This is a genomic window from Achromobacter animicus (assembly GCF_902859585.1).
Lineage (GTDB): Bacteria > Pseudomonadota > Gammaproteobacteria > Burkholderiales > Burkholderiaceae_B > Achromobacter > Achromobacter animicus.
Genome location: NZ_CADIJM010000014.1, coordinates 1 through 12435, shown reverse-complemented (window position 1 = coordinate 12435; position 12435 = coordinate 1). Strand labels below are relative to the sequence as shown.

Genomic DNA, 12435 nt, shown 5'->3' with positions numbered 1-12435 from the left:
CCCGACAGCCGGATATACACTGAATCTCCAGGCGGCGCCCGCGCCGCCCCATCACATGATCGACGCCGCCATGTCCTCGTCCTCCATCGAACAAGCCATGCTCACCCTGGGCGAAAACGCCCGCCGCGCCTCGCGCGCCATGATGCGCGCCGACAGCGCCGCCAAAAACCAGGCGCTGATTGCCATGGCCGACGCCCTGGCCGCCAGCCACGACGAACTGAAAGCCGCCAACGAAAAAGACGTGGCCGCTGCCCGCGCCAATGGGCTGGAACCCGCGCTGCTGGACCGTCTGACGCTGTCGGACAAGACGCTGGCGCACATGGCAGAAGGCCTGCGCCAGATCGCTGCCCTGCCCGATCCGATCGGCAGCATCACCGCCACCACCGTCCGGCCCAACGGCATGCGCGTCGCCCAGATGCGCGTGCCGTTAGGCGTGATCGGCATCATTTACGAATCGCGCCCCAACGTCACCATCGACGCCGCTGCCCTGTGCCTGAAGTCCGGCAACGCCGCCATCCTGCGCGGCGGCAGCGAGGCCCTGCACTCCAACGTGGCGCTCGGCCGCATCGTGCAAACGGGCCTGGCCGCCGCCGGCCTGCCGCAGGATGCGGTGCAGGTCGTCGCCACCGCCGACCGCGCGGCCGTGGGCGCGCTCATCACCATGACCGAACACATCGACGTGATCGTGCCGCGCGGCGGCAAGGGCCTCATCGCCCGCCTGTCCCAAGAGGCGCGCGTGCCGCTCATCAAACACCTGGACGGCAACTGCCATATCTACATCGACGCCGCGGCGGATCCGGACAAGGCCCACGCCATCGCCCTGAACGCCAAGACCTACCGCTACGGCATCTGCGGCGCCATGGAGACGCTGCTGATCGACGCCGTGGCCGCCGTGTCCATCCTGCCCAGCCTGGCCGCCGCCTTCACCGAACACGGCGTGGAACTGCGGGGCTGCCCGCGCACACTGGCGCTGCTGCCCCACGCCACGCCCGCCACCGAAGAAGACTGGGCCATCGAATACCTGGCGCCCATCCTGGCCGTGCGCATCGTCGACACGCTGGACGACGCCATCGAACACATCGCGCGCTACGGCTCGGGTCACACCGACGCAATCGTCACGCAAGACCTGTCGGCGGCCCAGCGCTTTCAGCGCGAGGTCGACTCCAGCTCGGTCTACGTCAACCTTCCGACCTGCTTTGCGGACGGCTTCGAGTACGGCCTGGGCGCCGAGATCGGCATCTCCACGAACCGTCTGCATGCGCGCGGCCCCGTGGGCCTGGAAGGCCTGACCACGCTCAAGTGGGTGCTGAACGGCGAAGGCCAGACCCGCGGCTGACAGCGCGGGCGCGCCCGCGCTCGTACTGACGCGGCCCTGAACACGGGGCCGCGCCAAGCCCTCTACAATAGGGCCAGCTTTTTTGCCTGAATTTGTCCATCCCACGCGGCCCGGCCGCGCATCGTTGAGATCCCCATGCATTCACCCGTCATGGCCATGGCCTTCAGCCTTTTCGTGCTCTGTTTCATCACCTGCACGATCAGCGGCATCGTGCTGTTCTTCGTCAAGACCAAGCAGGTCAATGCGGCGCTCAAGCACCCGTACCTGCAGCACCGGCCGTTCAAGCAGTTTCCGCTGGCGATCCAGGCCGCGATCATGCTGGATTACTTCTTCCGCCTGATGTTTCCGGGCACGCGCTTCTGGCTGATCGGCAACGCCAACGACCTGCTGTCCCACGTCGAACCCAAGAAGATCCCGCTCGCCCTGAAATGGCCGATCGTCGGTTTCTGGGGCTCGTGCTGGCTGGGTCTGATTGCCATGATCGTGTTGTGGATCATGCTGTTCCTTGGAGCCTGAACGCATGCAGATCAAATTTGAAGACTATCCCGGCAGCGTCGATGCGGCGCGCTTCCTGATTGCCGCGCGCCAGTCGGGCATCGCCGGCCCGCGCCTGCCCGCCGAATGCCGCCCGCAGTCCTTGGGCCAGGCATTTGCGGTGCAGCAGCGCACGGCCGAACTGCTGCGCGCGACTCGCCAGGACAGCATCGCTGCCTGGAAAAGCGCGCTGCCGTCTCCGGAAAAAACCGTCGTGGCGCCCATCTACGCATCAGGCACGGCGGACGCCGGGGCCGGCCCCATCGCCGCCGGCAGCGACATCGTGCGCATTGAGCCCGAGATCGCATTTGAGCTTGCCCGCGACCTGCCGCCGCGCGACACGCCGTACACCGAAGCCGAGATCGACGCCGCGGTGGGCGGCGCCCGCCTGGCGCTGGAAGTCCTGGGCTGTCGCTACGCGTCCCCGGAACACGCCAGCCTGCCCGAACTGCTGGCGGACCACATGTTCAATCAGGGACTGGTGCTTGGCCCCCGCATCTCGTCGCCCGATGCGGCGCCGGGCTGCATGACCATCACGCTCAAGGTCGACGGCGTCGAAGTCGAGCAGCACGCCGGCATCCACCCCAACGATCGTCCCAAAGCCGGACTGTATTGGCTGGCCAATTTCCTGCGAGAGCAAGGTCTGGGTCTGACGGCCGGCCAGCATGTCATCACCGGTTCGTACGCGGGCTTCCTGGACGTCCCCGCGAAGAAGGACGTCGAACTGACGTACGGTGACCTAGGCGTGCTGAAGGTGCGTTTCGGCGGTTGAACACGCACGCCGGTGGATGAGGCGGGGCCAGCCCTGGCGCAACCCACGATTCACTGCGACGGTCGCGGGTCACAGCTACCGGCCAAAAGCAAAGCCACGGTCACCGACCACCGCCCCCCGGCCCGTCGCCGTTGACGCTGTTATCGAAGCGCCGGCTCCGCGATGCCGACCGCCTCGCCGCCCGCCTCGATGATTTCACCGGCTGCCAGGCACAGGTCCTCGCGGAAGCGCCCCGCCACCACCTGCACACCCACCGGACTGGGCCCCGCGCTGCTCATCGCGCTGCCCATGGCCACGGACAGTCCGGGCAGGCCCATGAACGGCAGCCCGATCTGGGTCATCTGCGCGCGCCAGACCCGCGCGTAGGCCGCGTCGCCCTGCAGGTCGAGGTTGTCGGGGAACGGCAATTCGGCCGACACCGGCAGCAATAGCACCGGATACTCGGCAAAAAACACCTCCCACAGGCGCGTGAGCGTCGCACGGCGCGTCAACACTGCCGAAAAGCTTGTCAGATCGGCGCTTGCCGCCTTGTCGCGCTGCCCGGCCAGCGCCACCAACGCGCCACGGTCGCCCTCTTTTTCCGCTGCCGCCACCATGGCGTCATAGCCGTCGGCCATCCACATGCGGATCTGCAGGTCAGCGGCCTCCTGCATCGGGGGTATCGCTTCCAGCGTATCGACCGTCCAGCCTGCCTCGCTCAGCCGCCGCGCCGCTTCCTGCAATGCCTTCACGATGGCTGGATCGGTGTCCATGCCGTCGGGGTTCAAACACAGCGCGGCGCGCTTCGGCACATCCGGGCCGGTCAGCGGCGCGGGCACCCACCACGGATCACGCGGATCCGGCGCGGCCAGCGCGGCCAGCCCCAACCGGATATCGGCAATGGTGCGCCCCAACGGACCCGACACCGCCGTGATCTGCCCGCCAATCGACCGCTCCGGCAGCGCGGCGTTATACGCCGCCACCCGGCCCAGCGACGGGCGCAGGCCATGCACGCCGCACGCGTATGCCGGATAACGGATCGAACCGGCGATGTCCGTGCCATGCGCCAGATGCCCGATGCCGGCCGCCACCGCAGACGCGGCGCCGCCCGACGAGCCGCCGGGCGTCAACGCCGGATTACGGGGATTGCGCGTATCGCCATGCAGCGCGTTGCCGGTAAACCAGCGCAGCGAAAACGCCGGCGTATTGGTCCTGCCCACGATCACCGCACCGGCGCGCCGCAAGTTGTCGACGACGGGACTGTTCCGTTCGGCGATCAGGTCCTTCTGCAGGCGCACGCCGTTGGTCGTGGCAAAGCCCGCCTGATCCACGTTGACCTTCACGGTGACGGGCACGCCCGCCAGCAGGCCGGGATCTTCCCCGCGCGCGAGCGCCGCGTCCACCTCTGCGGCCTGCGCCAGCACGTCCTCAGGCCGGTGATCCACCACCGCGTTGATCGCGGGATTGACGGCATCGAGCCGTTGCAGCGCGCTTTGCGCAGCCTGCACGGCGGACACCTCACGCTTGCGGACAAGGGTGGCAAGCTCAACTGCGGACAAACGCCAAAGATCGGACACGCGCGACTCCTGAAAATGTGGATTTTTCTGCGGGCCAGCAAACCTTAGCGCCAGTCTCGCCACTCCACAACCCTCGGCTTGCCGCTAATTGCTCTCTTCGAAGACGTCGACAATCGCGTCCGCCACCGCCCGCACGCGCGCGGTGCGGTTCAGGTCGCCATGCATCACCAGCCACAGGTCATAGGCCTCGCTGCGGGCTGGCCAGATCCGCACCAGTTCGGGATGGTCCGGCGCCATATGGGTCGGCAACTCGCCGATGCCCAGTCCCGCCACCACCGCGTCGATGATCATCAGCCCGGAATTCACCTCGACGCCGATGCGGCCGTTGCGGGTGGGCTCGCCGCATAGCGAGTCCGACCAGCCGGGCAGCACGGCCTGCTGATACGCGATCAAGGTGTGCCCCGCGAACGCGGTGCCGGGCTTGGGTTCACCATGCGCGGCCAGGTACGACCGCGACGCGTACAACCCCACCTCCTTGCGCGCCAGATGGCGATGGATCAGGTCGGGGTTGTCGGGCTTGATGTTGCGGATGGCCAGATCGGCCTCGCGGCGCGTCAGATTGCTGATCTGAATGCCGGTGGACAGCACCACGCGGATATCCGGGTGCTCGGCATGGACCCGCTTGATGGCTTCCATGATGAAGTAGCGAGCCACCGTTTCCGAAGTCGCTATCCGGACAACGCCGGACAGTCGGTGATCCAGCCCCTGCATCTGGCGTTGAAGCTGGTCAGCCGCCTGCTCCATGCGCTCGGCGGCGGCAAAGGCCAGCTCGCCCGCCGCTGTCGGCACGTATCCGCCCGGCGTGCGCAGGAAAAGTCGCGCGTCCAACGACGCTTCCAATGCCGCCAAACGCCGGCCGGCAGTGGCCTGGTCGATCTGCAGAACCGCCGCAGCGCCGCGCAGCGTTCCCACGCGGTGGATCGCCAGAAATATCCGTGCGTTATCCCAATCCATTTCAAGCCTTTGATGCAATTCTGCATGACTATAAAGCAGTAATTCGGCTTTTTTGCATCAAAGGATCCGCCTAAGCTTTGCCCTCTCCGCGCGTTGCGCCATCAGAAAGAAACTTGCCATGTCCTCCGCCTGCCGCCCCGTCATTTCAATGGACGTGCCGCCCGCTTCCTCCACGGGATGGGTGCCCTTGGTCACCCTGGCCGTCGGCTTCGTCATGGCCATGCTCGACGTGACGGTGGTCAATGTCGCAATCCCCAGCATCGCGCTCCAGTTCACCGTGCCGCTCACGGACCTCGTCTGGATCGTCGACGGCTACACCCTGACCTTCGCCGCGTTGCTTCTGGTTGCCGGCGCGCTGGCCGACCGCTATGGCGCCAAGACGCTCTACCTGACCGGGCTGGGCGTGTTCACCGCCGCGTCCCTGCTTTGCGGGCTGGCGCCGAACGCCGACATGCTGATCGCGGCGCGGATGCTGCAGGGCGTTGGCGCGGCGCTCTTCATGCCCAGCTCGCTCAGCCTGCTCACGCACGCCTATGCCGACGAAAATGTGCGCAACCGCATGCTGGCCGCATGGTCAGCCATTGTGGCCGTCGCTGGCGCATCCGGACCGTTGCTTGGCGGCGCGCTCATCCACCAGTTCGGCTGGCGCAGCATCTTCCTCATCAACATCCCGCTGGGTCTGGCCGGCCTGTGGCTCGCCCGCCGCCGCATCGCAACCGCGCCGCGGCGTCCCCGCGCGCTCAACCCCTTGAGCCACCTGCTCGGCGTCGTCGCGCTGTCTTCCTTGTGCTTCGTCCTGATCCAGGGCAACGCGTATGGCTGGACCTCCCCGTCGATCGCTGCCACGGCGCTGCTGAGCCTCTCCGCCACGGCGCTGCTCGTGCACCGCGAACGCCGGCACGCCCAGCCCATCATCCCGCGTGCGCTCTTCGCCACCCGTCAATTCGCCGCCGCCAACGGCGTGGGCTTTCTCATCAACCTCGCCTCATATGGCCAGTTGTTCCTGCTGAGCCTGTTACTGCAACACGCGCGCGGCGCCGATGCGTTGCAGACGGGCATCGAACTCGTGCCGATGCTGGCGGTGTTCTCCATCGGCAATCTCATCTCGGGCCGCGTGTCGTCGCGGTGGAGCGTGTCGGCCTCGCTGCTGGGCGGCGTCACGCTCGCAGCGCTGATGAGCGCCGTCGGCATCGCCACCTTTACACCCGGCGTCGCCTACTGGCCCTTCGCCGTTGTCGTCGCCCTGGCCAACCTGGGCGTTGGCATCGCGGTGCCTGCGATGACCAGCATCGTCATGCAGGTCTCTGGCAGCCAGCACGCCAACAGCGCAGCGGCAGCCTTGAACGCCAATCGCCAATCCGGCGCGTTGGTCGGCGTTGCAGTCATGGGCACCATCCTGCATCTCTTGCCGGACTGGCATGCCAGCCTGCCCGCGGCCTACAGCGTGATCACGGTCAGCTACGTCATCACCGTCGTGCTGACCGTGCGCTTCCTGCGCCGCGCCCGCAACGCCTGAGCGCGCGTCGGTATCTTGCTTCAGCCGCCCGCCATAATCGCGACGCCGCGCCCAGCGTAAAACTTGTCGAAATCAGCCAGCGGCAGCTCCACATCCGCTTGCGAACCCGGCTCGCCCGACGGGTTGTGAAACCTCACAGACGTGGGCGTGGCGCGCGTCACCAGCACCAGATGTCCGCCTTTTTTCGGTGGCTCCATGTCGGGCCATCGAATCCAGGGGTGGACCGACGCCATGAAGAAATCCGACTGCGCCATCAGACCCGGCAGGTCCGACGCGGGCAGATCGACGCACACCTGCGCATGCAAACCGAAAATGTCGGCTACATATCGCACGAACGGCGCATAGATCAGGCCCTTGATGTTTCCGTCCGCTTCCTCCACGTAGGCGCCATACGGCAAGCTGCCGCGGGCGAGCGCCAAGGTTGGATGAACGCGCCCGGTCCGCGCCGCCAGCACCATCTTCAAACATGCCATCCCGCAGACATGGCTGGCCCAGCGCACATACTCGTGCAGATCCCGTGCGCCGGAATCGCGCCATGCGGGGTCGTGCGCCAGATCCAGCTCCTTGCGAATGATCTCGCCCGCCCGATGCGCGGACTCCCATTGGCAGAAATACGGAACGGTTTCGCGCGCGGGCGTCGGACTCATGCAAGGCTCCCGAGAGGTCGGAAAGCCCTTATGTTGCCGCCGCACTGCCCGCGTGGCAACGGCCCTTGCTTTGCTTCACAATGCAGCAAACCCAACAAAGGAGACCTGCATGTCCAGCATTGCGCCGTCTAGTTCTGCTTCGTCCGGTTCTGCTTCGTCCGGTTCTGCCTCGTCCGGCCCTGCTTCGTCCGGTCCTGCTTCGTCCAGCTCTGCCTTGCCCGGTCCTGTTTCGTCCAGTTCCGTTCCACCCAGTTCTATTTCTTCCAGCCCCGGCCCCATCCGCCGGGTCGCCATCGTCGGCGCCGGCACCATCGGCGCCAGTTGGGCTGCCCTGTTCCTCGCGCACGGGCTGGAAGTCGTCGTCAGCGATCCCGGCCCGCATGCACAGGCCCAGACCCTTGCCCGCGTGCAGGCGGCATGGCCGGTCCTGGCCGAGCTCGGCCACGTGCGCCCCGGCGCCACCGCCGACGCGTTGCGCTTCGACCCCGACCTGCAAACCGCCCTGGCTGGCGTCGACTTCGTCCAGGAAAACGCGCCCGAGCGCGAAGATTTCAAAACCGACCTCTTCGCCCGCATCGACGCCATCCTGCCACCGCACGTCATCGTCGCCTCCAGTTCGTCCGGCCTCATCATGAGCCGTCTGCAATCGCGCTGCCGCCATCCCCAGCGTTTCTTGATCGGCCACCCGTTCAATCCGCCCCACCTCATCCCGCTGGTCGAAGTCGTCGGCGGCGATCAGACTTCCGCCGACACCATAGACCGCGCTATCGACTTCTACCGCAGCATGGGCAAACACCCCATCCGGCTGAACAAGGAAGTCCCGGGCCACATCGCCAACCGCCTGCAAGCCGCCCTATGGCGGGAGGCCATCCACCTGGCCGCCGAAAACGTCGCCAGCGTCGCGGACATCGACGCCGCCGTCTCCCAAGGCCCCGGCCTGCGCTGGGCCCTTTTCGGCCCCCACATGACGTTCAACCTGGGCGGCGGCGAAGGCGGCCTCGCCCACTTCATGCATCACTTGCTAGGCCCCGTGCAGACCTGGTGGGATGACCTCGGCACCCCCGAGGTCACGCCAGCACTGCAACAACGCCTGATAGAAGGCGTCAACGCCGAGGCCGGCCACCAAAGCATCGCAGACCTCGTCGAAGCCCGCGACGCGCAACTCACTGCGTTGATCAAAGTGTTGCGCCGGTGAGACCCTCGGAAAGGGACGCCGGGGCGTTCAGTTCGGCGGCGCTAACATCTTGGGAGTCGACATCGAACGTCCGCAGCCAAAGCCAATCCAAGCGCCGCGTGGCGGGGCGACCGAGGGTGCACCGCGGTTTATGTATGAAGCCGATATTGGAAAATCTTGCTCAAACGTCATGCGCAATGGGCTGGCGCGCCTTTGCGCCGGCATGCTTTTCCACCGGCACGCTTTTGCACCAACACGCTTTTCCACCGGCACGCTTTTCCACCGGCACGCTTTTCCAACGGCACGCTTTTCCACCGGCACGCTCTTCCACCGGCACGCTTTTCCAACGGCACGCTTTTCCAACGGCAAGGTTTTCCACCGGCAAGGTTTTCCACCGGCGACGCTATTGGCAACGCCTCTCCACCGGCGACGCTTTGCGCAGGTCCGAAACTTGCTCCGCTTTTAAGTGCCTGATCGTGAGAAGGGTGCCCCGTCGTGAGACAGGAACCTGCTCTCGGCAAGAAATGCGTTCTCTATCCGACCGTCTTCGTCACCAACGAAGGAGTTTTCTCGAATGATTTCCGTAATTCACGACACCGACCGTTCCCGCTTCACCGCCACCGTCGACGGCGTAATCTGCGTCCTGGACTATCAGCTCGAAAACGGCGCCATGGCCATCACGCACACGGGCGTGCCCAGTGCGGTCGGCGGCCGCGGCATCGCCGCCGAACTGACCCGCCAGGCACTGCTCACCGCGCGCGAAAACGGCTGGAAGGTCCGCCCCTACTGCTCCTACGCCGACGCCTACATCCGCCGACATCCCGAATACACTGACCTGTTGGCGTAATCCTCTCTCGCAAGACAACTCACTTCAACTCCCCGCCGTGCCGAAGCAACCAAGTCACACCAAAGCGCCTTGCCCCTGCGGCAGTCCTCGTTCCTACGCCGACTGCTGCGGCCGCTGGCACGACGGCCCGCAATCGCTTCAAGCCCCCACTGCCGAAGCCCTCATGCGCTCGCGATACAGCGCCTTCGTGCTGGACAAGCTGCCCTACCTGCTGGCCACTTGGCATCCCACCACGCGCCCCGCGTCACTCGAGTCCAATTCGCCCGGTTTGAAATGGCTTGGCCTGCAGATCAAGGCCGCAGCCGACCAGGACGCCGAACACGCCACCGTCGAATTCGTAGCCAGAAGCCGCCTGGACGGCCGCGCCAGCCGCATGCACGAGACCAGCCGCTTCGTGCGCGAGAACGGACAATGGTTCTACCTCGACGGCGACGTGCGCTGATCCCAGCGCAGCCAATTGCCAGCGTTAAGGCGCGTACGGTGCCAAGTCCCCGTCAATGGCCTGCTTCAGCGCATCCAGCAGATCGATCCCGACGGCGCCAAGCCCGCGCGCGTCGCCCACGATCGCCAGCTCGGTGGGCGGCACATCGGCAAATCCGTCTGCAGCGGCCAGTTCAACGTGCGTCTCCAGCCGCGCCGAGGTCGGCAACAGACTGATCCCCAACCCCGCCGCGACCGCTGCCTGCACGCCGGCCAGACTATGGCTGTGGTACGCGATATGCCACGGCTGCCCGGCGCTTTCCAGCGCATAGATCATCCGCTTGCGATAGACACATCCCTGCGGAAATAGGACCAACGGCACCACCGCTGCCTTCTCATTGCGCTGTCGACCGCCCACCCACACCAGGCGTTCCGGCCATGCCGCAAGGCAAGGACCATCGCCAGGCTCCCGCTTGACCAGCGCCAGCTCCAGCTCGCCGGACGCCAGCCCGGCGCGAAGATCTGTGCTCATGCCGCTAAGCGTTTCCAACCGCACCTGCGCGTGGCGCGCGGCAAATTCCGCCAGCAGCACTGTCAACCGCGACACATCGAAGTCCTCCGGCACACCCAGCCGTATCACCCGCGCGGTCCGCGGCGCCGACAACACGTGCTCCGCCTCCCCTGCGATCGCCAGCAAGCGTCGCGCATAGGTCAACATCAGCTCGCCGTCCTCGGTTGCCGACACATTGCCGCCGGCACGGTCGCGAAGCAGCAACGTCTTGCCCACGCTCTGCTCAAGCTTGCGCACCTGCTGACTGACGGTCGATTGCGTGCGATGCACCCGGCTGGCGGCACGGGTGAAACTGCCTTCGTCCACGACGCAGACCAGCGTCTTCAATAGTTCAAGATCCAGCATCCGGTTCAACTCGTATTGGACAGCGCCCGCCATGACCTTCACACAGGACAGGCTTATTTAGCAATCAACTGAGTGTACGATTTTTATTAATTTCACAACTGCGCCACCAGAATCTTACGCTGTAGATTCCACCCTCGCTGAAGGAACCGACATGCCCCTCGATCACACTCGACCCCAATGGCTCACCTTTGACTGCTACGGCACGCTCATTCAATGGGACGAAGGCCTGCAGGCCGCAGTGGAAAAGATCCTCGAGGCCCACCCCGGGTCCACACCACGGCCCTCCGCTGCGCAGTTCCTGCATGAATACGACGATCACGAGCACCGCCTCGAGCGCACCCCGCCCTACCGCAACTTCGCTGACGTAACCCGCGAATCATTGCGGCTCACCCTGGCGCATTTTGGCCTTCCGTACCGGCCCGAAGACGCAACGATGCTCACGAGCAGCATCTCCCGCATGCCACCGTTTCCTGAAGTCGTCGACACGCTCGCCAAGCTCAAGCAAGCCGGTTTCCGCCTTTGCATCATTTCCAACACGGACGACGACATCATCGCCGGCAACGTCGCCCAACTGGGCGGCCATATCGACCGCGTCATCACGGCCGAGCAGGCCCACGCCTACAAGCCGTCACGCGCCATCTTCGCCCACGCCCATCAAGCGCTGGGAGTCACCCCAGCAGACGTCGTGCACATCTGCGCCAGCCCGCACCTGGACCTCGTCGCGGCCCGGGACATCGGCTTCCGATGCATCTGGATCGACCGCGGCACCGGCCGCAAGCCCTTGCCTGACTACCGCCCTGAAGCTACCGTAGCAACTCTGGATCGTGTGCCTGACCTGTTCCGCGACGCCGGCTGGCTCTGATCCCCCTCTCATCTTTTTTTGAAGGTTGCCATGAACCAGGAACCCGGTTTCGCCGACGCTCTCTTCCATGCCGATCCCGTAACCGCCTTGCGCACGGATCTGGCGCTGGCACTACGTGCGGCGGCAGCTCACGGCTTGGGCGAAGGCGTCTGCAACCACTTCAGCGTCGCGTTGCCCGGCGACCCCGATCATTTCCTTCTCAACCCTCGAGGCCTGATGTGGAACGAGGTCCAGGCGGAAGACATCGTGCTCGTCGACGCGTATGGCAACAAACTCGCCGGCCGGCACGAGGTTGAACCGACAGCCATGTTCATCCACGCCGCGATCCATCGCATCGCCGGCAAGGCCTGTGTGCTGCACACCCACATGCCCTACGCCACCGCGCTCACCCTTACTTCCGATCGCGGCTTGGACACCACCCTGTCCCAAAACGCCATGCGCTTCCATGGCCGGCTTGCCATCGACGCGGAATACAACGGACTCGCGTTGGACGTGACCGAAGGCGAACGCATCGCCCACGCCATGCAGGGCGCCGACATCGTCTTTTTGGGCAATCATGGCGTCGTCGTCTGCGGGGAACGACTCGATTACGCGTACGACGACCTCTTCTTCCTCGAACGCGCCTGTACCGCGCAAGTCCTCGCACAATCCACCGGGCGTCCGCTCGAACCCGTCAACGCGGAAATCGCAGCGAAGGTCGCCGCACAGATCCAAAGCGAACGCCTGCAGTCCGAGCTGTTCTTCGAAGCCCTGCGCCGCCAGCTGCCCTAACCTCGAAAACATCGAACCCAAACAAAAACCCCTCGCGGCGCCAGCCGCGAGGGGTTTCTTAATTAAAGCGATATACCAAGGATGTTTTGAGGCCAGCAGCGCATAGCCGCGCCCCGCGCCGACGTATTAG

The 12435-nt window shown here is 65.5% G+C and carries 14 protein-coding genes; 9 read left to right on the top strand and 5 right to left on the bottom strand.

Translation table 11 applies throughout. The features are described from left to right. Positions 1–55 precede the first annotated feature (55 nt). The 3 genes from HV681_RS23125 (at position 56) to HV681_RS23115 (ending at position 2642) form a co-directional block, all read left to right on the top strand. Entirely contained in the window at positions 56–1336 is a 1281-nt protein-coding gene (locus HV681_RS23125; protein ID WP_175125198.1) for a glutamate-5-semialdehyde dehydrogenase, read from the top strand. Between the two features lie 135 nt (positions 1337–1471). Beyond that, a complete protein-coding gene (locus tag HV681_RS23120; RefSeq protein WP_175125197.1) occupies positions 1472–1852 on the top strand; it encodes a hypothetical protein in 381 nt (126 codons plus the stop codon). A gap of 4 nt (positions 1853–1856) precedes the next feature. Then, on the top strand, positions 1857–2642 hold the full coding sequence (locus HV681_RS23115; RefSeq protein WP_175125196.1) for a 2-keto-4-pentenoate hydratase: 786 nt from the start codon (positions 1857–1859) through the stop codon (positions 2640–2642). A gap of 140 nt (positions 2643–2782) precedes the next feature. On the opposite strand, the gene HV681_RS23110 is transcribed toward HV681_RS23115, so the two are convergent. Both HV681_RS23110 and HV681_RS23105 read right to left on the bottom strand, forming a co-directional pair. Further along, positions 2783–4198: an amidase family protein gene (locus HV681_RS23110; protein WP_175125195.1), complete on the bottom strand. Its 1416-nt coding sequence runs from the start codon at positions 4196–4198 to the stop codon at positions 2783–2785. Between the two features lie 84 nt (positions 4199–4282). Next, on the bottom strand, positions 4283–5152 hold the full coding sequence (locus HV681_RS23105; RefSeq protein WP_175125194.1) for a LysR family transcriptional regulator: 870 nt from the start codon (positions 5150–5152) through the stop codon (positions 4283–4285). Positions 5153–5270: 118 nt separating this feature from the next. Between HV681_RS23105 and HV681_RS23100 the strand changes: the two genes are divergently transcribed. Beyond that, on the top strand, positions 5271–6668 hold the full coding sequence (locus HV681_RS23100) for an MFS transporter (RefSeq protein ID WP_175125193.1): 1398 nt from the start codon (positions 5271–5273) through the stop codon (positions 6666–6668). A gap of 20 nt (positions 6669–6688) precedes the next feature. On the opposite strand, the gene HV681_RS23095 is transcribed toward HV681_RS23100, so the two are convergent. Beyond that, positions 6689–7315 (bottom strand): hypothetical protein, encoded by a 627-nt coding sequence (locus HV681_RS23095; protein ID WP_175125192.1) that lies wholly within the window; start codon positions 7313–7315, stop codon positions 6689–6691. 214 nt (positions 7316–7529) lie between these two features. On the opposite strand from HV681_RS23095, the gene HV681_RS23090 reads away from it, so the two are divergent. Further along, the gene (locus tag HV681_RS23090; protein ID WP_437340398.1) at positions 7530–8510 is read left to right on the top strand and encodes a 3-hydroxyacyl-CoA dehydrogenase NAD-binding domain-containing protein; all 981 of its coding nucleotides are present in this window, start codon (positions 7530–7532) and stop codon (positions 8508–8510) included. A 160-nt stretch (positions 8511–8670) separates the two neighbouring features. Here the strand turns inward: HV681_RS23090 and HV681_RS23085 are convergent, their stop codons facing one another. Then, a complete protein-coding gene (locus HV681_RS23085) occupies positions 8671–8868 on the bottom strand; it encodes a hypothetical protein (RefSeq protein WP_175125191.1) in 198 nt (65 codons plus the stop codon). A 195-nt stretch (positions 8869–9063) separates the two neighbouring features. Between HV681_RS23085 and HV681_RS23080 the strand changes: the two genes are divergently transcribed. Together HV681_RS23080 and HV681_RS23075 are read left to right on the top strand one after the other, a co-directional pair. Continuing rightward, positions 9064–9336, top strand: coding sequence for a GNAT family N-acetyltransferase (locus HV681_RS23080; RefSeq protein ID WP_175125190.1), 273 nt, complete (start codon positions 9064–9066; stop codon positions 9334–9336). Positions 9337–9373: 37 nt separating this feature from the next. Beyond that, on the top strand, positions 9374–9778 hold the full coding sequence (locus HV681_RS23075; RefSeq protein WP_175125189.1) for a YchJ family protein: 405 nt from the start codon (positions 9374–9376) through the stop codon (positions 9776–9778). A gap of 24 nt (positions 9779–9802) precedes the next feature. On the opposite strand, the gene HV681_RS23070 is transcribed toward HV681_RS23075, so the two are convergent. Beyond that, positions 9803–10672, bottom strand: a complete 870-nt coding sequence (locus HV681_RS23070; protein WP_175125188.1) for a LysR substrate-binding domain-containing protein — start codon at positions 10670–10672, stop codon at positions 9803–9805. A gap of 151 nt (positions 10673–10823) precedes the next feature. Here HV681_RS23070 and HV681_RS23065 point away from each other — a divergent pair, with 151 nt between their 5' ends. Together HV681_RS23065 and HV681_RS23060 are read left to right on the top strand one after the other, a co-directional pair. Next, entirely contained in the window at positions 10824–11534 is a 711-nt protein-coding gene (locus HV681_RS23065) for a haloacid dehalogenase type II (protein WP_175125187.1), read from the top strand. Positions 11535–11564: 30 nt separating this feature from the next. After that, positions 11565–12305: an aldolase gene (locus tag HV681_RS23060; RefSeq protein WP_175125186.1), complete on the top strand. Its 741-nt coding sequence runs from the start codon at positions 11565–11567 to the stop codon at positions 12303–12305. Positions 12306–12435 lie beyond the last annotated feature (130 nt).

Bases quoted from the DNA above. Each gene is read 5' to 3' on its own strand.
- HV681_RS23070 (WP_175125188.1), bottom strand. From the start codon at position 10,672: ATGCTGGATCTTGAACTATTGAAGACGCTGGTCTGCGTCGTGGACGAA.
- HV681_RS23060 (WP_175125186.1), top strand. From the start codon at position 11,565: ATGAACCAGGAACCCGGTTTCGCCGACGCTCTCTTCCATGCCGATCCC.
- HV681_RS23105 (WP_175125194.1), bottom strand. From the start codon at position 5,152: ATGGATTGGGATAACGCACGGATATTTCTGGCGATCCACCGCGTGGGA.
- HV681_RS23095 (WP_175125192.1), bottom strand. From the start codon at position 7,315: ATGAGTCCGACGCCCGCGCGCGAAACCGTTCCGTATTTCTGCCAATGG.
- HV681_RS23080 (WP_175125190.1), top strand. From the start codon at position 9,064: ATGATTTCCGTAATTCACGACACCGACCGTTCCCGCTTCACCGCCACC.
- HV681_RS23115 (WP_175125196.1), top strand. From the start codon at position 1,857: ATGCAGATCAAATTTGAAGACTATCCCGGCAGCGTCGATGCGGCGCGC.
- HV681_RS23125 (WP_175125198.1), top strand. From the start codon at position 56: ATGATCGACGCCGCCATGTCCTCGTCCTCCATCGAACAAGCCATGCTC.
- HV681_RS23120 (WP_175125197.1), top strand. From the start codon at position 1,472: ATGCATTCACCCGTCATGGCCATGGCCTTCAGCCTTTTCGTGCTCTGT.
- HV681_RS23100 (WP_175125193.1), top strand. From the start codon at position 5,271: ATGTCCTCCGCCTGCCGCCCCGTCATTTCAATGGACGTGCCGCCCGCT.
- HV681_RS23065 (WP_175125187.1), top strand. From the start codon at position 10,824: ATGCCCCTCGATCACACTCGACCCCAATGGCTCACCTTTGACTGCTAC.